Below are 21472 nucleotides of genomic sequence, written 5' to 3'. Positions count from 1 at the left end.
TTCATCATCACCGCGCTGCTGCGCGGGACAATCAAGCGGAAAGCCGCTTGCGACCGCGTGCACGGCGAGCGGCTAAGACCTTGCGGCCGCCGGTGGTTGCCATGCGCGAACGGAAACCGTGACGACGCTTGCGGACGAGCTTGGATGGTTGATAAGTGCGCTTCATTTTTTTTTAATACCGCGGTGTGCGGCCCTTCTTGGTTCTGTTTTTCTTTCAAGCATGATTTTAACCGAAAACCGGTTCCCACTTTTCGGGATCATGCTCTATTGAACAGGAGCTGGTTCTTCCGCACGAGCAGACAGCACAAAACTATCCGCAAAGCTGTGCGGCGAACGTGACGCGGCTTATAGGGCGAGGGGAAAAAAGAGTCAATGCTCTGGATCTTGTATCATTGACTTGTCCAAGTTAGGCAAAACGGCATTGCCAAAACGCCTGGTGGCTTTCATAACAGGCCGCATCTTTCCAAGTGGCAAATCGTCAAGCTGCATAATCCAGAGGAGTTCCCCATGAGCATTCGTCGTATCGGCACCGGCCCGCGTATGAGCCAGGCTGTCATTCACGGCAACACCGTTTATCTCGCCGGACAGGTCGGCAAGCCCGGCGACAGCGTGACCGAGCAGACCAAGGCTGTTCTGGTCGAGGTGGACCGCTGGCTTGCGGAAGCGGGTTCAGACAAGTCAAAAGTTCTTCAGGCAATCATCTGGCTGGCCGACATGAAGGACTTTGGCGAGATGAATGCTGTCTGGGACGCATGGGTCGACCCGACAAACACACCAGCGCGTGCGACCGGCGAGGCAGCGCTTGCAACGCCTGAGCACAAGGTCGAGATCATCATCACCGCTGCGATCTGATCGGTATCTGCCTGTAAAAGCCCGTATAGAGCGATCTATGCGGGCTTTTTTTATTATTCACGAATGCGCTGCGAATAACCTTCACGTCCGCCAGCTTGCGCCTTGGCGTCGATGGAAGCGCGCTTTTCCACTTCTTCCAAGGTTCCGTTTTGCTCGATCCATTGATGGTCGTAGAGGTAGCCCGGCAGATAGCCGGACAAAAGAATACGGTGGTCGAACGGCAAGCCGGGATCGAGAATGCGCGCCATATTAAAGATAATGGTCGTGCAATTTGTGGTCAGCGTGTTGTAAAATTTCGGTTTTGCGGCAAGCTCGTTACCGATCTCCACATAGGAGAGAAACATTTCTCTGGCCCCTGCCAAAGAGACATCAATGCGATAGCGATAAACGTCTTCCTTGCGGACATTGGTGCGCAAATAAATGATGTCTTCTTCTTCGGCGGCGATCATCGCCAGTTCGAACTCGCGGAAAAATCCGCCAATGGACGAGAAGACTTCATGATGCTCGCGGCGAATTTCACCGGAAAAGACCACATGGTGACCATCTTCAAAACCGAATGAGACCAGCGTGTGGGCGATCGCCGGGCCTGACCAGTAGGAAAGATAGACATCGACTGATGTGATCTTGCTCAGATCGTAGGTTTTCTCGTTCCAGATTTCGGTCGCTTCGTCCGTAGTGCGCCATTTAAAATCACGGACATTGGAAAGCGTTACGATATCACCGTTGATTGTGCCGGTTACGGTACGTGACACATCGGGCGCCCAGATGCGGCCCAGCGAAGGGCGGATCGTCGACCACCAGCCAAGAATGACCAGCGCGAGCAGGCAGAAGAACAGCCGTTTGCGCCAGCAATGGAAGCGGCGTTCGCCTGCAATCACCCAGAGCGCCACAAGCACCAGAAGTGTAATGAAGGATTTGCGCATGGCATCGCCAAAGGGCAACTGATACCATATGGCGAAGCTGGCCCAGATGGTGAAGATCAGAACGAATAATATAAAGACAAGTTTGCCTGTGATACGAACGGGTTTTGATTGAAAAAAAGAAGATAGGAACATTTCGTATTCGCCCGTACCGCTTGCTAAAATTGAAATGAATGCGAAAGCGTAACGATACTGACATGATTTGCCTGCTCATGTCATCGGCTATTGGTAAAAACGATAAAGTCATCCTGATATATTAGAAATAATAAAAACTGCGCTGCGTATAAGGGCGTTAATTCGCCTCGCTTCTGGTCGATAATGCAGCTGATGGTCGGGTGCTGCGCAAAATGCTGCGTGCCAACCGCCAAAGGAGCAGAAGCGCAACGATTGCGGCATAGATAAGCGGTTCGGCAGGCCAACTTTTGACCGACATGATAAAGTGGATCGCTCCGCCCGCCGCCGCTACATAGATGAGCTTGTGTAAGGTGATCCAGCGTCGACCAAGTTTACGGATCGACCAATTGTTGGAGGTGATTGCGAGCGGCAGCAAAAGCATCAGGCTCGCCATGCCGATGGTGATAAACGGTCTGCGGGTGATGTCGGTTATAATGGTTGCAATATCAAGTGCTTGATCGAGCACCATATAGGTCGCAAAATGCAGAAACGCGTAATAGAAGGCAAGAAGGCCCAAAGCGCGGCGATAGCGCAAAAGACCGATGCCGGTGAGATTGCGAATGGGAGTTATCAATAGCGTCAGAATAAGAAGACGAAGGGCCCAGAGGCCGAGCGTATGCTCGAATGTCTTGACCGGATCGGCACCGAGGCCACCTGTCGCGCCAAGATAAAAGGTCCAAATGGCCGGAACAAGCCCTACTGCATAAAGCAGCCAGACTTTCCACGCGCCGCGCCGGCGAGATTTTCCTGCGCGCGCTTTTACCATCAATAATTCGCCCTCAGATCCATTCCGCTATAAAGGGATGCGACCTCTTCTCCATAGCCGTTGAAGGGCAGGGTGGGGCGGCGAGCAGAACTGAAAAAGCTGCTTTCGCCGATTCGCCTCTCACTGGCCTGACTCCAGCGGGGATGGTCGACCTCAGGATTGACGTTGGCATAGAATCCATATTCGTTTGCGGCCTGAAGGTTCCACGATGTCGGCGGTTGTTTTTCGACAAAGCTGATGCGGGTAATGGCCTTGATGCCCTTGAAACCATATTTCCATGGTACGACAAGCCGGATCGGTGCGCCATTGGCATTGGGCAGCGTTTCGCCATAAAGCCCGACCGCGAGAATGGTCAACGGGTGGCGGGCTTCATCGAGCCTGAGCCCTTCGACATAGGGCCAGTCCAGTGCCTGAAAAAGACCGGTCTGGCCGGGCATTTCTTCCGGGCGCTTGAGGCCGGTAAAGGAGACATATTTGGCCGACCCCAGTGGCTCGACCTTATCCAACAGGGTTGCAAGCGAAAATCCGATCCATGGAATAACCATCGACCATGCCTCGACGCAGCGCATGCGATAGATGCGCTCTTCAAGCGGCATTTGCGTGATCAGATCGTTGAAATCGAAAGTTTTCGGCTCTTTGACCAGACCATCAATGGTGAGCGTCCACGGCAAGGGCGTGTAATGGCCCGAATTGGAAGAGGGATCGCTTTTGTCCGTGCCGAATTCATAGAAATTATTATAGCTGGTAACCGCATCCTTTGGCGTAAGCTCTTCATCCACCCTGTAAGCGGAGGATGCAGCTTTCAAGGGAGCAGCCACAGCGGAAGAGGCTGCCAAGCCCGCCGCAAACGTCGCGGCTCCGGCCAAGAATTCGCGTCGGCGCAGATAGGTGGTCTTGGGCGTTACCCCATCAGAAGTCAGATAAGCTGATGACAGTTGGCTGAGTTTGAAACTGCGCATGATTTGACCCCCTTGGTGGATTAAGGACCAATTTTGACCCTTGATCACGACGAAAACGTGGATTTGCTGCCGTTTGATGCATTGCTCACGCTTAATTGATGCAGATACGATGTGTAACGTAATTGTAACACGGTGTAATTTTTTGTGTATCCTGCCATATTCTCGCTCAATCTGTCCTGTTAAGAGACCTGCATTCACCGAGCGGGCAGCTGGCTACAGGCTGCCGTCAAACCTTCGTTAACGTCTCATTGTCTAAGTTGGGAACATGGTAAAGAAAATGCTTATTGCCGCTTTTGCGGCTGCATTCGCGCTTTCGGTATGTCCGGCATCGGCGGGGAGCCAACCTGTTGCTGTCAAGATTCAGGCGCGGGCGTTGGATGGCATTGCGGCTTCCATGAAGGAAGAGGGAGCTCCGCGGCGGGGGGAAGGTATAATCATGCGCGAGAAGAAGACCGAAAAGACCATTACGCCGGAACAGAATTTTTCACGCAGCCGGCAGTTCATTCATCGATTCTACACACCGGAAAATGTCTCCGATGAATTGGTTATCCTGCTGCACGGCTCGGGCGGTAATGAAACCAGTCTGGTTCCTATGGCCAGCAAAGTATGGCCGCGCGCGACTTTGCTTGGTATCCGCGGTCGTGTGCTGCAGGACGGTGGCACCCGTTGGTACAAACGGATTACTGCGGTCAAGTTCGATCAGAAAGATGTCAAGCTTGAGGCCAGCGCTTTTGTGACCTTCCTCACACGTCTCGCCGACCAGAACGATCTAGATCTGACAAAAGCGACTTTCGTCGGCTATTCCAACGGTGCCAATCTTCTGGGTGCAACTATGATACTGCATCCCGATCTGGTTAAACGTGCCGTTTTGATGCGCTCGATGCCTGTTCTCGATGATGCGCCGACTGCCAATCTCGGCAAGGCAAAAGTGCTGACGGTTTCGGGCGAAAATGACAAGCTTTATTCGCCCTTTGCGCCTGCGCTCTCGTCGCTTCTTCGTAACAGCGGTGCACAGGTTGAGGCCCGCATGATCCAGGCCGATCACATTCTCGGTGACACGGATGTCGCCACACTTAAGGAGTGGGTAGCGGCAACGGGTGCGAAAACGCCGCCGGATGTTACGATGAAACGTCCTTGAGACCGGTAAAAATTTCTGAAAAAACTTGCCGCTTTCAGTTTCTGATGTCCACGACGCCGCAATCGCCGACTTCAGAACCAAAAGCAAGACGGTGTCCCTGATCGTCCCACCCCATGCTGGCAATAGCACCCTTGCCGGGGCGACGCAGCAGGACTTCCTTACTGTCGGCAAAACGAACCAGTAGAATCATGCCATCATTATAGCCGATGGCCACGATATCCTCGACCGGGTGACAGGCGACCGCTGTCACCATACTGTCGCCGCGTAGCCCCAGTTCCAGCGGCGCCTTGCCCATCGGGCCGTCCTTGCCGGCAAAAGGCCAGACGATAGCTGCTGGCGCACCCGATGTTGCGAGCCACTTGGCCTTGGCACTCCATGACCAATCTTTTACTTTCGCCGGATAGCCGGTCATGCGCATATGGCGTGCGTCTTCCAGACGCCAGCCATGCAAGGCGTTTTCCTGCATCGAGGTGACGAGAAAGCGCCCGTCCGGGGAGAAGGCGATGCCGATATGCGCGCCCTTCCATTCAAGTTCTGCGGGCTTTGCCGCAGTGCCCGTCCAGATCAGGGTTGCACCATTATAGCGGGCAATGGCGAGGCGCTGGCCTTTCGGCGCAAAGGCAATGCCTTCGACGCTGCGCTCCTGCGCGAATTCCTGTTGCCTGCCATCGGATGTCAACACCCAGGCCGAACGCCCAGAGGCAAAGCCGATGGTGCCGCCGGGACCGCTTGCAACCGCCGTCATCCATTTGCGCGGAATTTTCGCAAGCTCGGTGACTGTTCCAGCCGCATCGATGCGGCAGACTCGCCCATCCTCACCCCCGGTGATGAGCGTCTTGCCGTCTAAGGCGAGGCAGGCGCTCAGCAGACCGTCATGCGCCGACGAACTCTGATGGCCGTCATCGAGACGATGGATCGTGCCATCGGCGAGGGCGAAAAATGGCGTGTCGCCGATGAAGCGCACATAGAGACAATGACCATCAAGGTCGAATGGAGCAACTGTAGGCATTGGTATCCGGTATTATTTCGTTCAGGCTTGGCAATTTTCGAAACCGGCTTTCAGCGCAGTCGCGTCAAGTTCTCGTCCGATGAAGACAAGACGGCTTTCATGTTTCTCGTCGTCCTTCCAGGCACGTTGGTGATCACCTTCGATGATCATGTGTACGCCCTGCACCACGTAGCGATCCGGGTCATCTTTGAACGCGATTATGCCCTTGAGGCGCAAGATGTTGGGTCCCTGCGTCTGGGTGATATTCTGAATCCACGGGAAGAATTTTGCCGCGTCTATTTCGCCAGCTCGAAGCGAGACCGATTTGACCGTCACATCGTGGATCGGCGAGGCATGATCGTGGTGATGGTGCTCGTGGTCGCAATCGGGACCGCACTCATGGTCATGATGGTGATGATCGTGCCCGTGATGATCATGAGCATGGTGGTCATGATCATGATCGCAATCCGGTCCGCAGACATGGTCTGGATGATCGTGATCCAGGAAATGCGGATCATTGTCGAGAACGCGCTTCAAGTCAAAGGCACCGCGGTCCAGCACTTTGTCCAGCGGGATTGCCGCACGTTCGGTGCGATGGATGATGGCATGCGGATTGATGGCGCGCACGGTCGCTTCCACGCCAGCCAGTTCCTCGGGCGTCACAAGGTCGGTTTTGTTGAGAAGAACAACATCGGCAAAGGCGATCTGATCTTCCGCTTCGCGGCTGTCTTTGAGGCGCAGCGGCAGGTGCTTGGCATCGACAAGGGCGACAACGGCGTCAAGGCCGGTCTTGGCGCGCACATCGTCATCCATGAAGAAGGTCTGTGCGACCGGAACGGGATCAGCAAGGCCGGTGGTTTCTACGACGATCGCATCGAAACGACCCGGACGGCGCATCAGTCCTTCCACCACGCGGATGAGATCGCCGCGCACGGTGCAGCAGATGCAGCCATTGTTCATTTCGTAGATTTCTTCGTCTGATTCGACGATCAGATCGTTGTCGATGCCGATCTCGCCGAATTCATTGACGATGACCGCATAACGCTTGCCATGGTTTTCGGTCAGGATTCGGTTGAGGAGTGTGGTCTTCCCCGAGCCCAGATATCCGGTCAGAACGGTAACAGGAATGCGGCCGGCTTCAGTGGTCGCTGTTGCCTCAGCTTGGCTCATTGCGGGTGCCTCTTGCAGTTGTGGTCCCTGATTGATTAGAGCATGTCTCCCAAAAATGGGAACCGGTTTTTGGGATAAAGACATGCGTAAAAACGAAAACTTAAAACGTGTTTCCTGAATACCATTGAATGCAACACGCTTTAACGGGTGAAACGGGACCTCGGACAGGACAATTCATATAAGGGAACGCGCCAGCGAATGCTACATGCAATGCTATAATATTACATGCTGCTGGATCACATTCACGCCATTGCCTTTGCATCCATACCGCTCAATCTTGCAAGATCAAAGCGATCGACGTCATGCAGAAGATCGATGAAGCCGGAAACCGCATGCCCTATAAGCTTTTCGCCCGCTTGCGCGGTGGCGCGTGCGGCGTTACCCGCAACACCTTCCGGGTTCAGATCATGCATCTTCCAGCCGAATGCATGAGGGCCATAGGCGCGCAGATACTTGAACTCATGGCAGAATTGCGATTGCGCGTTGGAGAAATCGCACGCCTTCGTCATATCCACAAGATCGGGCCGCAATGCCAGCATGGCTGACGTTTCTATGAAGCCACCATGGATGTCGAGGGCTTTTTCCTCCGGCGAAATCAGCCCCTCCGGCAGGCCGAAACGCGTCCAGCTCGTCGCCACCACAAGCATATTGAGCCGGGCGCGCAATTCCGTTGCCACAATGGTCATGAGCGGTGAATTGCCGCCATGGGCATTGAGCATCACCAGTTTGCGGATGCCGCCGGCATGCAGGTTTTCTCCGATACCGATCCATTGATTGACGGCTTCGGAAAATGCGAGTGTCTGTGTTCCTTCGCTGTCCATGTGCTCAATGGAATAGCCAACGGGTTGAGCGGGCATAAAATTGACATTCAGTTCGCTTTGGAAGCCATCATGCCCGCTGGAAAGCGCGTCCCTGACGCGTTCTGCAATGCCTTCGGCGATGATCGTATCGGTCTCGAACGGCAGATGGGGACCGTGCTGTTCATGTGCGCCGAGTGGAAGGACGACAATCATATCTCGGTTGCGCTCACGCAGGTTGGTCATGGTTTCCTCGCTGTTTTTCATTTGTGAAAGAGCCTAGCGCCGGTTCCGCGGCGAGGCAACCCGATGCAAATTGGGTCTGGACCGGATGACGGCATGACTTTTGTCATCTTGTTGTTTCATAAGTCGGACAACATTTTACATTACAAACAATGCTGAAAGTGTCGATGGAACGACCAAATGAAGTCGCAACAAGGGGCGATGGGCGATGAACAAGGATAATAAGGTGGCTGTGCTTTACCGACTGCAATCCGTGGCGCGGCTAACGAGAACAGTGCTGGCGACACGGCTTCTGCAACAGGGGCTTTACGCCGGGCAGGATGCGGTCATGCTGCAGCTGGCGGCCGATGATGGCCTTTCCCCCGGTGTTCTGGCGCAGCGCCTCGGCGTGCGTCCACCGACCATCACCAAGACCATTGCCCGTTTGCAGGGACAGGGTTTTGTCACCAAACGCGCATCGGAAACCGATCAGCGTCAGTCGCATGTCTATCTCACCCAGCTCGGTCTGGAGACGATCAGGGCCATCGAGAAATCCATTCGCAAGACGGAAAAGGATATGCTCAAGGGTCTCGACAAGAAGGAACGCAAGGCGTTGCTGAAGATGCTGGGGCGTGTGGAAGGTAATCTTGCGCTGCGTGGCCTGTCGCGACTGGTCGATGATGCGACCATTGATACAGACGACGATGAGGTTGAATAGCGCATCGCGGTGCCAGCTTGCCAAAAATACTTTCAATTCAATAATTGCAATGGCATAACCCTTCGAGTGATGGGGATGACGCGCTGTTCGATTTTGACGCGTCTTCCATCTATAGATCGTTTGGGGAGGCGTTTTGGCCCAGAAAATCAAGCTATCGACCATCGCCGACGCGCTCGGCGTTTCGACGGCAACCGTCTCGCTTGCGTTGCGTGACAGCCCGCTTGTGGCCGACCAGACGCGCGACAAGATCAAGGAACACGCCCGGGCAATCGGTTATATCTATAATCGCCGGGCCGCCAGTCTGCGCACGTCGCGATCAGGTATTATCGGGGTTGTCGTTCACGACATCATGAATCCGTTCTTCGCGGAAATCCTGAAATCGATCGAATCAGAGCTTGACCGCTCGCGCCAGACATTCCTTCTTTCCAACCATTATGATCAGCTTGAAAAGCAGCGAACCTTCATGGACACGCTCCTGCAGCTTGGTGCGGACGGGGTGATCATGTCGCCAGCCATCGGGACGCCGCCGGAGGATATCAAGCTTGCCGAGGACAACGGGCTGCCGGTCGTTTTCATTGCGCGCAGTGTTGAAGGCGTTCATGCGCCGGTTTTCCGTGGCGATGATGCTTACGGTATCGGGCTTGCCACCAATCATCTGATATCGCTGGGGCACACGCGTATTGCCATGATCGGTGGCACCGACCAAACATCGACCGGACGCGACCGTTATCACGGTTATGTCCAGGCGATGGAAAAGGCCGGGCTCGATGTGCGCGCCGACTGGCGCATTGCCGGGCCGCGTACCAAACACGCAGGGTTTGAGGTTGCGCCACAGTTTCTGGCCTTGAAAGACAAGCCGACAGCGGCAGTATGCTGGAACGATCTGACAGCCATTGGTCTGATGAACGGTATTGCCCGCGCCGGACTGGTGCCGGGCGAGGATATTTCGGTGACCGGCTACGACGATCTGGAGGAGGCGGCGATCGCGACACCGGCACTGACCACGGTCTGGAACGGTCAGCGCGAAGTGGGGCGGCGCGCGGCACGTGCGCTTCTCGATCAGTTGAATGGCATCGACGTGGCTTCCAAGCAGGAGTTGATCAAGCCGGAACTGCACATAAGGCAATCGACATCAAAACCCAAACACGCCTGATGAATTCGGTGATGATTGCGTCTTGCGCACGTCGCCATTTGTAGAACATGCCGGAGGATGATGATCATGACCAAGCGCAATGCGACCGTTCTGGTGGTCGGTAATTTCGACGATTACGCCGTCGAGCGATTGTCGCGGGAGTTTTTGGTCGAGAGGATCGCGCGCGGCGATGCCGCACTTTTGGATGCGGTCTGGGCTGGAAATGTTCGCGGTATTGCCAGTATGTCGACCATCAATGCCGGATTTATTGATGCCTTGCCTAATCTGGAAGTTATCGGCAATTTCGGTGTCGGCTATGACGTTGTCGATGCCAGCCACGCCGCCAGCCACAATGTCATGGTTACCAACACGCCTGATGTGTTGACGGATGAGGTAGCCGACACTGCTATCGGCCTGCTGATTGATACGGTGCGTGAACTGACAAAGTCTGAAGCGTATCTGCGCGCCGGGCGCTGGGAGAAGGAGGGTCGTTATCCGCTCTCCAGATTGTCGCTGCGCGGGCGCAGCGTCGGGATTTTCGGTCTGGGTCGCATTGGCAAGGCCGTTGCCCACCGCGTCGAGGCGTTCGGTCTGCCGGTGGCCTATTACAATCGACGCAAGGCCGATGGCGTTGCTTATGATTATTATCCAAGTCTTCTGGACCTTGCCAAGGCGGTCGACACGCTCATTCTGGTGGCACCTGGCGGGGCGGAAACGGCGCGTGCCGTCAATGCAAAAGTGCTGGAGGCGCTTGGCCCTGACGGTGTGCTGATCAATGTCGGGCGCGGGACGCTGGTCGATGATGAGGCGCTGATCGCCGCCCTGAATAACGGTACTATTGCGGCAGCTGGTCTTGATGTCTTCACCAATGAGCCGTCGGTGCTACAGGGTCTTTTGGATGCGCCCAATACGGTGTTGCTACCGCATATCGCCTCCGCATCGCACAAAACCCGTCAGGCCATGGCGGATCTGGTGATCGACAACCTCATTTCATGGTTCGATACAGGAAAGGCCATCACGCCGGTGCCTGAGACGGTACATGTAAAGCGATAGGTTCAGCTCTTCCGCTCTGCCTTGTGTTTGCGTACGGCTTTGCCAAATGCTTCGAAGATTTTACGCGAGGGGGCATCGGTTGCAGCCCAATATTCCGGGTGCCACTGAACGCCGACGACAAACCCTTTTGCATCGGTGACGGAGACCGCTTCGACCGTACCGTCTTTTGCGACAGCTTCCACGGCAAGACGCGGCGCGAGCCGGTCGATTGCCTGACGGTGAACGGAATTCACTTCTACGCTTTCTTGCTTGAGGATTTGTCCCAGGCAGGAAGTGGGCTTGATTGTCACCGGATGCTGGATGGCGAAGCGTTCGTGCTGTTTGTCTGATTGCGGGGCACGGTGATCCATTCGTCCCTCCAGCGCCTGGATCTCGGTGGCAAGTGTACCGCCGAGCGCAACGTTGAGTTCCTGAATGCCCCGACAGATGGCCAGCAGCGGCACGCCCTTCTCGATAGCCGCGCGAATCAATGGCAGTGATGTGGCGTCACGGGCATCGTCATAGGGTTCGAATGCCGGATTTGGCTCCACGCCGTAAAGGGCTGGATTGACGTTCGATTTCGCACCGGTGACCAAAACGCCGTCCACAGCGTCGAGAATGGCATCGAAATCGATCCTGTTACCGAAGCTGGGCACGAGAAGCGGTGTCACGTCGGCAACGTCGATGGCGGCTTCCAGATATTGATCTGGTGCTGCGTGCCAGGTGTAGTTTTCAAATCGTTGTACGTCGGTGGGCACGGCAATGAGGGGAAGAGGCTTCGGCATTGTTTCATATCTACCGGTTGGTGCTGGTCATTATCGATCCTTATCGCTGTGTTGTAGAAGGCGCAATCGGCAATGATTATCGTGTTTTTGCTTTTGTGCGGGTTCAAATCATAAAAGGGAAGCTCTACTAAGACACATATGCAGGAACGCTACGGGAATGCCACCGGAACGCCATTGAGGGGATTTATGGCTGACAATGAGATTTTTTCCGTCCGTGACAAGGTTATAGCGGTAACCGGCGGTTCGTCGGGGCTCGGCCTGCGCATGGTTCATGTTCTGGCCGGTCATGGCGCACGGGTCGTATCGATTTCGCGCACGCAGGCAGGCGAAAGCCTGTGTCCGTCGGGCGGCGAGGTGTTGGAAATCATGGCGGATGTTACCCGCCCGGACGAGATCGTCACAGCATTTGATGAAGCGGAAAGCCGCTTTGGCCCTGTTTCCATGCTGTTCAACAATGCTGGCGTCGCGCATATGGCGCGCGCCATAGATACCACGCGCGACATGCTTGACCATATGTTCGAGGTGAACGTAGCTGGTGCCTTTTTCGTGGCACAGGAAGCAGCGCGCCGCATGATCGCAAACGGCAAGGGCGGTGCTGTTGTCAATACGACCAGTATTCTGGGCGAGCGTCCGCAGAAGGGGGCCGCCGTCTATGCCATGACCAAAGCCTGCATTGCCCAGATGACGAAGGCACTGGCGCTGGAATGGGCGCAGCATGATATCCGCGTCAATGCCATCGCGCCGGGCTGGTTTCCGACGCGAATCAACGAGGAACAGTTGAGCGGCCCGGCAGCAGGTTATTTCAAGGGCCGCAATCCTCTGCGCCGTCTGGGTGAACCCAACGACCTGGACGGTGTCGTTCTGATGCTGGCGTCAGATGCGAGCCGTTATATGACTGGTACAATCGTAACGGTTGATGGCGGCCATAGCCTTTAAAGCTTTTGCTCCTAAACATTTAAATCTGGCACGGGCGACGAATTCATCGTAATAAGAAATTATGCCGCTACGTGCGGGGAGAGGAATGCCGCGACAAAAGATTTCCCGAAAAATTGGGTTTTGTCGTGCATGTATTGAAGATTGGAGATGTTTTCGCTTAACATGGCAATGTTGGTGGAAACCGAGGGTGGAAGACAATGGCAGAACATCATACGACGGCGCAGGCTGAGCTTGGTGCACCGATGGATTATTCCGAGCATGAGAAAACCTATGCAGGGTTCACGGTGCTGGTCAAATGGGGCACGGTGTCACTTGTTGCGCTCATGACTGCCATGGCTTTCGGCTTTTTCGTTGGTGGTTTTTTCTCCGCAGCCATTGTGTTCGTTCTCGTTTGTGTCGCTGCCTGGTTCATTCTTTAGGGTGCCGTGCGTTCTTTTGGACGCACAAAGGTCGCTCTAAGCTGTTGAATCTATGCATTGTGTTTCCAAAAATCTGATTTTTGGATCTATGCGGTAGAGCAATCGTAGCTCACGTCGAGATAGACTGAACCGGAAATAATCCGCGTGATGTGATCGAATGCCTTGGTATGGTTTGACCGTACTGAGGGTTTGTGCGTGCCTGTATCGCAGTTTTCAAGGGCATCTTTGCTGAGGCCCAAATGCAATTATGCCAAATGCCAAGTATGCCAAACGAAAAGATGAAAGGGAAACCAGATTGGCCCAGACGCTATTCATCCCGAAAGAGAGTGATCCAAGCGAAACCCGCGTTGCGGCGTCGCCGGAGACGGTGAAGAAATTTGCAGCACTCGGTTTCGATATCGTGGTCGAGAAGGATGCGGGTGAAAAATCGCGGATTCCCGATGCCGAATTTGTCGCTGCAGGTGCACGTATCGGCACGCTGGCGGATGCGGGATCGGCAGACATCGTGCTCAAGGTACGCCGTCCGGGCAACGCGGAAATAAAAACCTATAAATCAGGTTCTGCCCTTTTTGCCATGCTCGATCCTTACGGCCATGAGGACGCGGTGGCGTCTCTGGCGAAGGCGGGAATATCAGCTTTCACGATGGAATTCATGCCGCGCATCACGCGCGCGCAGGTGATGGACGTCTTGTCATCGCAGGCCAATCTCGCCGGTTATCAGGCTGTGATTGACGCGGCGCAAGTCTATGACCGCGCCATGCCGATGATGATGACCGCAGCAGGCACCGTTCCTGCTGCGCGTGTTTTCGTGATGGGCGCAGGCGTTGCTGGACTTCAGGCGATTGCTACTGCGCGGCGGCTCGGTGCGGTGGTGACGGCGACCGACGTGCGCCCGGCGGCCAAGGAACAGGTCGCCTCGCTTGGCGCCAAGTTCATCGCGGTCGAGGACGAGGAATTCAAGGCGGCGGAAACCTCAGGCGGTTATGCCAAGGAAATGTCGCAGGATTATCAGGCGAAGCAGGCGGCGCTGGTTGCCGACCATATCGCCAAGCAGGACATCGTGATCACGACCGCACTCATTCCGGGACGCCCGGCACCGCGTCTCATCTCAAAGGACATGGTTGCGTCGATGCGACCGGGTTCAGTGGTGGTCGATCTCGCCGTCGAACGCGGCGGCAATGTCGAAGGTGCTGTTGCCGGTCAGGTTGCCGATGTGAACGGGGTGCGGATCGTCGGCTATCTCAACGTGCCGGGTCGGATCGCTGCGACCGCTTCACAGCTTTATGCGCGCAATCTTTACGCTTTCCTCGAAACGCTCACCGACAAGGATGCGAAAGCGCTTAGAATTGACCCTGAAGAGGAACTGGTAAAGGCAACTTTGCTTACTCATCAGGGTGCAATCATTCATCCAGCCTTTGTCAGCGTGTCGTCAGCGTCTGATGCTAATGGTGCAAAACCGGCCAAGCCGACAATAAAGCCAAAAGCGGCAGCTCCGAAAGCAGCGAAACCAAAAGCCGTTCGCAAAAAGCCTACGGCGACGGCAAAAGCGCCCAAAATTTCCCCGAAATCTCCTGTTGATGGAGGAGAGGCATAATGGCTGAAACAAATTTCGAAAAAGCTCTGGACAGTCTCGATAGGGCTGCTGAGGCCGTGCGCCAGGCGGCTGAGAATTCAAGCGGTCTTGGTGATGCTGCCGCTGCCGCCGTTCATACGGCGAGCGGCGGTGTGATCGATCCGTTTATCTTTCGCTTTGCTATTTTCATTCTGGCGATTTTCGTGGGCTATTATGTGGTGTGGTCAGTGACGCCGGCGCTGCACACGCCGCTTATGGCCGTCACCAATGCCATTTCCTCGGTGATTGTGGTCGGAGCACTTCTGGCCGTTGGCCTTTCGCTTTCCGGCTGGGCAACGGGGTTCGGTTTCATCGCGCTCATTCTGGCAAGTGTGAATATTTTCGGTGGCTTTCTGGTCACCCAGCGCATGCTCGCCATGTACAGAAAGAAGGACGGACGATGACTGTTCTTGCAAGATTTTTCGTTCTCGTCCTGCTATTGGCCGCGCCGGTCAGCGCAGCGCAAGCCCGCGATGTGACGGCTGAGGAGAAGCAGAAGCTCGAAGCCACCATCGCCTCCTTTGACAAGGCAATGCGTAATGAGGATTACGAAAGCATCACAGACACGATCCCGCCGCGTGTGCTGGAGTTCATTGCCAAGCAGGCCAATGTTGATGTCGATACGCTGCGCGGCGTTGTTATCCAGCAGACGAAGGCGGCGCTTGGGTCGGTAAAGCTGGAAGATTTCGGCATGGATACTGCCGCGACCAAATTTGAAACCCTTTCGAACGGCGAACCCTTTGCGCTCATTCCGACCAAAACGGTCATGAACAGCGAGGAAACCGGCAAGATAGTCGCCAAAGCGGATACGCTTGCCGTCCTGGATGGTGGCAACTGGTATATGGTGCGGGTCAGCGAGGTTCAGCAGCTTGCGATCCTGCGCAAGGCCTATCCCGAATTTGCTTCCGTTGAATTTTCGAACAGCACGATGGAGGCTGTAGAATAGTATGTCCGTCAATTTAGCAGCCTTTCTCTATCTCGTCTCCGGCGTCCTTTTCATTCTGGCGCTGCGCGGACTCTCTCATCCGACCACCAGCCGTCAGGGCAATACTTACGGTATGATCGGTATGGCGATTTCCATCGTCACCACGTTGTTGCTGGCGCGCCCGAGCTTCGGCGGACTGGTGCTGATCCTGATCGGTATCGGCATTGGCGGTGGTATTGGTGCTGTCATCGCGCGACGCATCGCCATGACGGCGATGCCGCAGCTCGTCGCCGCCTTCCACTCTTTGATCGGTCTGGCCGCCGTTCTGGTGGCGGCTGCCGCAATCTATTCGCCGCATTCCTTCGGGATTGGCGAGATCGGGCAGATTCACGCCCAGGCGCTCATAGAAATGTCGCTTGGCGTCGCTATCGGCTCGATCACCTTTACCGGCTCGATCATCGCCTTCCTGAAGCTTGATGGCCGCATGTCGGGCAAGCCGATCATGTTGCCTTCGCGCCATATCATCAATGCCGGGCTGGCGGCGGCAATCGTCCTTCTCGTCGTCGTTCTGGTCAATACCGAAAGCCATTTCGTCTTCTGGCTGATCGTGGCCCTATCGCTCATTCTCGGCGTCTTGATCATTGTGCCGATCGGTGGTGCGGATATGCCGGTCGTTGTCTCAATGCTCAATTCCTATTCGGGCTGGGCTGCGGCGGGCATCGGTTTCACGTTGGGCAATCTGGCATTAATCATTACCGGCGCACTGGTTGGCTCGTCGGGCGCCATCCTTTCTTACATCATGTGCAAGGGGATGAACCGGTCGTTCATTTCAGTCATTCTTGGCGGGTTTGGCGGCGACACATCGGCCGTCAGCAGTGGCGAAGTCGAACAACGTCCGGTCAAGCAGGGCTCTGCCGACGATGCCGCCTTCATTATGAAGAACGCGTCAAAGGTTATCATTGTGCCGGGCTATGGCATGGCGGTTGCACAGGCGCAGCATGCACTGCGTGAAATGGCCGACAAGCTGAAAGCTGAAGGCGTGGAAATAAAATATGCGATCCATCCCGTCGCGGGTCGTATGCCGGGCCATATGAACGTGCTTCTGGCCGAGGCCAATGTGCCTTATGATGAGGTGTTCGAGCTTGAAGACATCAATTCGGAATTCGCGACAGCCGATGTGGCATTTGTGATTGGTGCCAATGACGTAACCAATCCGGCGGCAAAGACCGACCCGAAATCGCCGATCTTTGGCATGCCGATTCTCGATGTCGATAAGGCTGGAACGGTTTTGTTCATCAAGCGTGGCATGGGGTCGGGCTATGCAGGCGTGGAGAACGAATTGTTCTTCCGCGACAACACCATGATGCTTTTCGCTGACGCCAAGAAGATGGTGGAGAATATCGTCAAGGCTCTCGATCACTAGAGCGATCAAGGTTTAGACGGAAACGTCTGAACCGCTCTATCGATTTGTTTTATCGCATTATCCTACGCAAAACCGCTTCGCACTTTTGCTGGGAATGCACTAATAAAAGGCCGGCTTCACGCCGGCCTTTTATTTTCTTAAATGATCTGGAATCAGCCGTAGACCATCTTGTCTTGCAGGGCGCGCAGTTCGGCGATTTTTGAACCGGACGGCGGGGCCGCATTGGCATAGGTGATGAGCTCACCCTTTTTGATCGGTGCCTTGACGGTGCCATTCTGCAGTAGCCCGCAAGGAATTGCATCGGCTGCACGGGCTTCCGGTGTCGTCATGATCCATGAGCGGTAGCAATACTGCCCAATGGCGTCGAGCTGTTCGCCGGGTTGCATGTCTTTCTTGGCAACCGCACAGACTTCAGCGACCGGCTTTGGCAAAGGCACCATATCTGTCTTGCCATGGAGCACCACGCGGGCAACCGTCAGCGGTACTTCGAGCGATGTGAGGTGATAGGGGCGGTGGAAGGTAAAATAGGGACCTTTGCCGATTTTAAGATCTTCCAGACGCTCGTTGAGGCGGGGATGATCCATTTTTGCCACGACGAAGACGCCGGGTGATACACCCTTGCCGATGGAATAATCCACCACACCGCTTTTATTGAGCACGCCGCCGTCTGCTTGGGGAATAAGTGTGCTGCTCAACTGGTCGATGGAAGCGCGTGGACCATGCATGCCTGCGATATCCGGCACAAGGCCAGTGGCGTTGGCGATGGCTGCCATTTCCACCATGGTCTTTGAGCCGTCGATGAATTCCACCAAGAGCCGCACATTCATGTTCCGGCGGTCGGCTTCTTGCGCGTAGTCATCTGGAACGGCATCAAAATTGAGTGGATTGTTCTTGCCCTTGCCGGCTGAAACGATTTCATAGCCAAGCGTCGAGACGAATTCGATCAGTTCCATGCATGATGATGGCTCATCACCGGCGCCGAGTGAATAGACGACGCCCTGTTTGTCTGCCTGTGCTTTCAGATAAGGGCCGATGGTCACATCGGCTTCGACATTCATCATGACGAGATGCTTGCCGTTTTCGATGGCCTTGATGCCGGTTGCAGCGCCCACCTCGGGTATGCCGGTCGCATCGATGATCACATCGATCAGTGGATTGGAGAGAATAAGATCATTATCGCCCGTGACCGCGATCTTGCCGGATTCGATTGCCGCCGTCATGGCGCCCTCGTTTTCGGCTTCCTTCGCATTATCGTCCTGGCCATAGGCAGTGCGCACAGCTTTGAACGTGTTTTGAACGCGCCGCGCGGAGAGTGCGCCGACTTCGATGCCGGGCATGCGGGCGACTTGCGTGACGATGTCTGTGCCCATCTCTCCGGCACCGATCAGTCCGATGCGGATCGGTTTGCCGGTTTGCGCGCGCTCGTGTAAATCACGTGCCAGTCCGACCAATGCCACATTTGTCGCCATAAAATTCTCCGCAAAATTCGTTCACCGTCATTCGGCGGTAATCTGTCACGCTTGTGTTGAATTGGATGCGTAATAGACGAACAGTCTCTATATGAACCTAGACGGGTGCGCACCCGAAAACTGCGCGACATATATGCATTCCACCGGAGCCTTCATGACGAACATATCCCCTTTCGATCTGGTTATCTTTGACTGCGACGGCGTGCTCGTCGATAGCGAGCCGCTTTCCTGTCAGGCCTTCGAGCAGGTTTATACCAATCACGGTATGACGCTGCCGGAGGGGACCGTGGCCAAGGGCATCGGCATGAAGATTGCCGATATCGTGAAAATGATCGAAGATATGACCGGTCACCGGCTGCCCGATGGGGCCGAAGCCGACTTCTGGCCGATCACGCGGGATCTGTTTGCGCAGGGCTTGCAACCAACGCTGGGGATTGCAGATTTTCTCGAGCAATTGCCGTTGAAGCGCTGCGTGGGTTCATCCTCGCATCCAGACCGCATTGCCTTTAGTCTGAAAAAGACCGGTATCGACCATTATTTCGGTGAGGCTGTCTATTCGTCTTCCATGGTGAAGCGCGGCAAGCCTGCACCAGACCTGTTTTTGTTTGCTGCGGAAAAAATGGGTGTCGATCCGGCGCGTTGCTTGGTGATCGAAGATTCGCCCTTTGGCGTTGAAGGTGCTGTGGCAGCCGGTATGACGGCTTTTGGTTATATCGGCGGCGGACATACCTATCCAGGCCACTCCGAGCGTCTTGCCGACAAAGGAGCGAGCCGTGTTGCTGCACATTGGCGTGAAATCGCGCAAGGGATAGGACTTGCCGATGCGGCCTGAACGGTTAAAGAGAGTATGGAGAGAACAGCAACAGGGAAAAGCCGACGCATGAAAGATCCCATTACGCTCGACCAGTTGCGCGCTGCAATAGGTACAGAGATCGGATGTTCGCAGTGGCGCGAAGTCACGCAGGCGATGATCAACCAGTTCGCCGATGCGACGGATGATCACCAGTTTATCCATGTCGATCCAGAGCGGGCGGCGACTGAAACGCCGTTTGGTGGCACCATCGCACATGGCTTCCTGACGCTTTCTCTGCTTTCGACGCTGGCTTATGACGCCTTGCCGATGCTTGAGGGGGCTACGATGGGAATCAATTACGGATTCGACAAGGTACGCTTTCTATCGCCGGTCAAGACCGGTGCGCGGGTGCGCGGGCGTTTCAAATTGGCCAATGCCGATATCCGCCCCTCGGGCCGTGTGGTCAATTATTACGATGTGACTCTGGAGATTGAAAACGCGCTCAAGCCCGCCTTGACGGCGACCTGGCTGACCATTGCGGTCATTGAACCGCCGGAAGAATGAGGAACCACCGGAAGAATGAGCTATTTCACATCGAATAGCCGTGAATCTTCTATCTTGCGGTGGACAGGTGGTGCTGTTTCTGGTAATAGCCAGCACCAATTTGCAGCGTTTGAGTTGCGAAGCTTGGGAGCCTTAGGGCGTTGCTTGGCCGGTTTGACCGGCTGATAGCGTTTAAAGACCCCCGAATGGCCTCAGGCTTATCCGAAATTCTAACCGATACGGGAATACACGTGCAGGTACTCGTCCGCGATAATAATGTTGATCAGGCTCTCCGCGCTCTCAAGAAAAAGATGCAGCGTGAAGGTATCTTCCGCGAAATGAAGATGCGTGGCCATTATGAAAAGCCATCTGAAAAGCGCGCCCGCGAAAAGGCAGAAGCCGTTCGTCGCGCCCGCAAGCTGGCTCGCAAGCGCGCACAGCGTGAAGGTCTTGTTGCCGGCGGCCGTAGCGCGCCCGCTCGCTGATCGACTTAAACGAATAAGGCGTCGTCCTGATGATGTCTTTGCTTTCCGGTGCGGCTTCTGGCCTGCGCCGGATTTTGCATTTGTGGAATTGATTATTAATAGTTGGCACAGGCGAAAAACCAAAAACTTAAAGCGTGTCTTCTGAATACGATAAAATGCAACACGCTTTAGAATAGCCATCTTTTATGCGGCCTGTTCTATGATACTGTTCTTTTGCCGCCTTCTGCCCGTTATCATTCGGCAATTCAGAAGTGTAGTGCATGATTGAAAAGAAACGGAGCAACTGCGCTGCCGTTTCGATGGACTAAAAGGAACGCTGCCGTTGTCAACACGCTTTGAGGTGATTCAACCCCCTGAAACGATTGCTTCAGGATATGACACAGTGAGTGGAGTACGTATCGCGCGTCATGGTCTGATCATAGCGGGTTCGCTTCTGGCATTGAGCCTGGCTGGTTGTCAGAGTTCCAACATGTCGGCTTTAAGCTCAGTTGATCGGGCGCAGGGTTCCACTGAAAATATCAGTTCGCTCAGCAGCGTCATCCAGAGCAACCCTCGTGACCCGGAAGGTTATAACGTTCGCGGTTCCGCTTATGGCCGTGCCGGACGCAACAAGGAAGCGATTCGCGACTTCGACCAGGCGATCGCACTCAAGCCGGATTTCTATCAGGCTTATGCCAATCGCGCGCTTGTTTATCGTGCCCTTGGCGACAGCACCAGAGCGGCGCAGGATTATAGCAAGGCGATCCAGATCAATCCGCAATATGACGGTGCCTATATCGGTCGTGGCAATGTGTACAGACAGGCCGGGCGTCTCGATCAGGCGTTGAGTGATTTCAATCAGGCTATTGCGTTGCAGACCACGGATGGTCGTGCCTATCATAATCGCGGCCTGATCTATCAAGCCAAGGGGCAGCACAAGCAGGCTATCGAGGATTTTTCGAGGGCCATTTCGCTGAACTCGTCGGCACCTGAACCCTATAATGGCCGTGGCATTTCCTATGTGGCGCTCAACGACTATGACAATGCTTTCGACGATTTCAATACGGCCATCACGCTCAATCAGAATCTGGCGGAAAGCTGGGCTAATCAGGCGCTTGTCTATGAGCATCGTGGCGACAAAGCGAAGGCGTCGACATCCTATGCGCGTGCCGTGCAGCTGGATCCAAAATACCAGCCTGCCAGGGACGGTCTGGCGCGTGTGCGCGGCTAAGTGA

23 protein-coding genes and 1 pseudogene are annotated in these 21472 nt (G+C 55.1%); 15 read left to right on the top strand and 9 right to left on the bottom strand.

The window, feature by feature from the left end; all coding sequences use genetic code 11:
- Positions 1 to 31: 31 nt before the first annotated feature.
- Entirely contained in the window at positions 32 to 166 is a 135-nt protein-coding gene (gene rpmH, locus AAIB41_RS07080) for a 50S ribosomal protein L34 (RefSeq protein WP_293293416.1), read from the bottom strand.
- A 341-nt stretch (positions 167 to 507) separates the two neighbouring features.
- Here rpmH and AAIB41_RS07075 point away from each other — a divergent pair, with 341 nt between their 5' ends.
- The gene (locus AAIB41_RS07075) at positions 508 to 852 is read left to right on the top strand and encodes a RidA family protein (RefSeq protein WP_343312602.1); all 345 of its coding nucleotides are present in this window, start codon (positions 508 to 510) and stop codon (positions 850 to 852) included.
- Positions 853 to 905: 53 nt separating this feature from the next.
- Here the strand turns inward: AAIB41_RS07075 and AAIB41_RS07070 are convergent, their stop codons facing one another.
- The 3 genes and pseudogenes from AAIB41_RS07070 to msrP form a co-directional block, all read right to left on the bottom strand.
- The gene (locus AAIB41_RS07070; RefSeq protein ID WP_343312601.1) at positions 906 to 1907 is read right to left on the bottom strand and encodes a DUF4105 domain-containing protein; all 1002 of its coding nucleotides are present in this window, start codon (positions 1905 to 1907) and stop codon (positions 906 to 908) included.
- Positions 1908 to 2100: 193 nt separating this feature from the next.
- Positions 2101 to 2712 (bottom strand): annotated as a pseudogene (gene msrQ / locus AAIB41_RS07065) (protein-methionine-sulfoxide reductase heme-binding subunit MsrQ); the annotation flags it as partial.
- Entirely contained in the window at positions 2712 to 3671 is a 960-nt protein-coding gene (gene msrP / locus AAIB41_RS07060) for a protein-methionine-sulfoxide reductase catalytic subunit MsrP (protein WP_343312600.1), read from the bottom strand. The gene msrP and the pseudogene msrQ, both read right to left, overlap by 1 nt.
- A gap of 277 nt (positions 3672 to 3948) precedes the next feature.
- On the opposite strand from msrP, the gene AAIB41_RS07055 reads away from it, so the two are divergent.
- Complete coding sequence (locus AAIB41_RS07055) at positions 3949 to 4809, top strand: alpha/beta hydrolase (protein WP_343314696.1); 861 nt, start codon at positions 3949 to 3951, stop codon at positions 4807 to 4809.
- Positions 4810 to 4843: 34 nt separating this feature from the next.
- Here AAIB41_RS07055 and AAIB41_RS07050 read toward each other — a convergent pair whose 3' ends face one another.
- The 3 genes from AAIB41_RS07050 to AAIB41_RS07040 form a co-directional block, all read right to left on the bottom strand.
- Positions 4844 to 5818, bottom strand: coding sequence for a WD40 repeat domain-containing protein (locus AAIB41_RS07050; protein ID WP_343312599.1), 975 nt, complete (start codon positions 5816 to 5818; stop codon positions 4844 to 4846).
- A gap of 21 nt (positions 5819 to 5839) precedes the next feature.
- Positions 5840 to 6967: a GTP-binding protein gene (locus AAIB41_RS07045; protein ID WP_343312598.1), complete on the bottom strand. Its 1128-nt coding sequence runs from the start codon at positions 6965 to 6967 to the stop codon at positions 5840 to 5842.
- A 242-nt stretch (positions 6968 to 7209) separates the two neighbouring features.
- Positions 7210 to 8010: a creatininase family protein gene (locus tag AAIB41_RS07040; protein ID WP_343314695.1), complete on the bottom strand. Its 801-nt coding sequence runs from the start codon at positions 8008 to 8010 to the stop codon at positions 7210 to 7212.
- 205 nt (positions 8011 to 8215) lie between these two features.
- Here AAIB41_RS07040 and AAIB41_RS07035 point away from each other — a divergent pair, with 205 nt between their 5' ends.
- From AAIB41_RS07035 to AAIB41_RS07025, 3 genes are all read left to right on the top strand, one after another.
- Positions 8216 to 8704 carry a MarR family transcriptional regulator gene (locus tag AAIB41_RS07035; protein WP_343312597.1) on the top strand — a complete coding sequence of 163 codons (489 nt, stop codon included), beginning with the start codon at positions 8216 to 8218 and terminating at the stop codon, positions 8702 to 8704.
- 133 nt (positions 8705 to 8837) lie between these two features.
- On the top strand, positions 8838 to 9857 hold the full coding sequence (locus AAIB41_RS07030; protein ID WP_343312596.1) for a LacI family DNA-binding transcriptional regulator: 1020 nt from the start codon (positions 8838 to 8840) through the stop codon (positions 9855 to 9857).
- A 66-nt stretch (positions 9858 to 9923) separates the two neighbouring features.
- Positions 9924 to 10889 carry a 2-hydroxyacid dehydrogenase gene (locus tag AAIB41_RS07025; protein ID WP_343312595.1) on the top strand — a complete coding sequence of 322 codons (966 nt, stop codon included), beginning with the start codon at positions 9924 to 9926 and terminating at the stop codon, positions 10887 to 10889.
- A 2-nt stretch (positions 10890 to 10891) separates the two neighbouring features.
- Here AAIB41_RS07025 and AAIB41_RS07020 read toward each other — a convergent pair whose 3' ends face one another.
- Positions 10892 to 11653, bottom strand: coding sequence for a gamma-glutamyl-gamma-aminobutyrate hydrolase family protein (locus tag AAIB41_RS07020; RefSeq protein ID WP_343312594.1), 762 nt, complete (start codon positions 11651 to 11653; stop codon positions 10892 to 10894).
- A 186-nt stretch (positions 11654 to 11839) separates the two neighbouring features.
- Here AAIB41_RS07020 and AAIB41_RS07015 point away from each other — a divergent pair, with 186 nt between their 5' ends.
- From AAIB41_RS07015 to AAIB41_RS06990, 6 genes are all read left to right on the top strand, one after another.
- Entirely contained in the window at positions 11840 to 12589 is a 750-nt protein-coding gene (locus AAIB41_RS07015; protein WP_343312593.1) for an SDR family oxidoreductase, read from the top strand.
- A gap of 197 nt (positions 12590 to 12786) precedes the next feature.
- Positions 12787 to 13008 (top strand): aa3-type cytochrome c oxidase subunit IV, encoded by a 222-nt coding sequence (locus AAIB41_RS07010; protein ID WP_343312592.1) that lies wholly within the window; start codon positions 12787 to 12789, stop codon positions 13006 to 13008.
- Positions 13009 to 13303: 295 nt separating this feature from the next.
- Positions 13304 to 14602, top strand: coding sequence for a Re/Si-specific NAD(P)(+) transhydrogenase subunit alpha (locus AAIB41_RS07005; RefSeq protein WP_343312591.1), 1299 nt, complete (start codon positions 13304 to 13306; stop codon positions 14600 to 14602).
- Complete coding sequence (locus AAIB41_RS07000; protein ID WP_343312590.1) at positions 14602 to 15024, top strand: proton-translocating transhydrogenase family protein; 423 nt, start codon at positions 14602 to 14604, stop codon at positions 15022 to 15024. Before AAIB41_RS07005 ends, AAIB41_RS07000 begins: the two co-directional genes overlap by 1 nt.
- The gene (locus AAIB41_RS06995; protein WP_343312589.1) at positions 15021 to 15566 is read left to right on the top strand and encodes a hypothetical protein; all 546 of its coding nucleotides are present in this window, start codon (positions 15021 to 15023) and stop codon (positions 15564 to 15566) included. Before AAIB41_RS07000 ends, AAIB41_RS06995 begins: the two co-directional genes overlap by 4 nt.
- 1 nt (position 15567) lies before the next feature.
- Positions 15568 to 16968, top strand: a complete 1401-nt coding sequence (locus tag AAIB41_RS06990) for an NAD(P)(+) transhydrogenase (Re/Si-specific) subunit beta (protein WP_343312588.1) — start codon at positions 15568 to 15570, stop codon at positions 16966 to 16968.
- A gap of 152 nt (positions 16969 to 17120) precedes the next feature.
- Here AAIB41_RS06990 and AAIB41_RS06985 read toward each other — a convergent pair whose 3' ends face one another.
- Complete coding sequence (locus AAIB41_RS06985; RefSeq protein WP_343312587.1) at positions 17121 to 18437, bottom strand: 1-deoxy-D-ribulose 5-phosphate reductoisomerase; 1317 nt, start codon at positions 18435 to 18437, stop codon at positions 17121 to 17123.
- 154 nt (positions 18438 to 18591) lie between these two features.
- Between AAIB41_RS06985 and AAIB41_RS06980 the strand changes: the two genes are divergently transcribed.
- The 4 genes from AAIB41_RS06980 to AAIB41_RS06965 all read left to right on the top strand — a co-directional run bounded on the left by AAIB41_RS06980 (position 18592) and on the right by AAIB41_RS06965 (position 21468).
- Positions 18592 to 19269, top strand: coding sequence for an HAD family phosphatase (locus AAIB41_RS06980; RefSeq protein WP_343312586.1), 678 nt, complete (start codon positions 18592 to 18594; stop codon positions 19267 to 19269).
- Positions 19270 to 19317: 48 nt separating this feature from the next.
- The gene (locus AAIB41_RS06975; RefSeq protein WP_343312585.1) at positions 19318 to 19794 is read left to right on the top strand and encodes a MaoC family dehydratase; all 477 of its coding nucleotides are present in this window, start codon (positions 19318 to 19320) and stop codon (positions 19792 to 19794) included.
- 230 nt (positions 19795 to 20024) lie between these two features.
- Entirely contained in the window at positions 20025 to 20258 is a 234-nt protein-coding gene (gene rpsU, locus AAIB41_RS06970; protein WP_173193307.1) for a 30S ribosomal protein S21, read from the top strand.
- A 439-nt stretch (positions 20259 to 20697) separates the two neighbouring features.
- Complete coding sequence (locus AAIB41_RS06965; protein WP_343314694.1) at positions 20698 to 21468, top strand: tetratricopeptide repeat protein; 771 nt, start codon at positions 20698 to 20700, stop codon at positions 21466 to 21468.
- Positions 21469 to 21472 lie beyond the last annotated feature (4 nt).

It is taken from the genome of Brucella sp. BE17 (assembly GCF_039545455.1).
In the GTDB taxonomy this organism is placed as follows: Bacteria; Pseudomonadota; Alphaproteobacteria; order Rhizobiales; family Rhizobiaceae; genus Brucella.
This window is presented reverse-complemented; position numbering and strand designations above follow the sequence as displayed.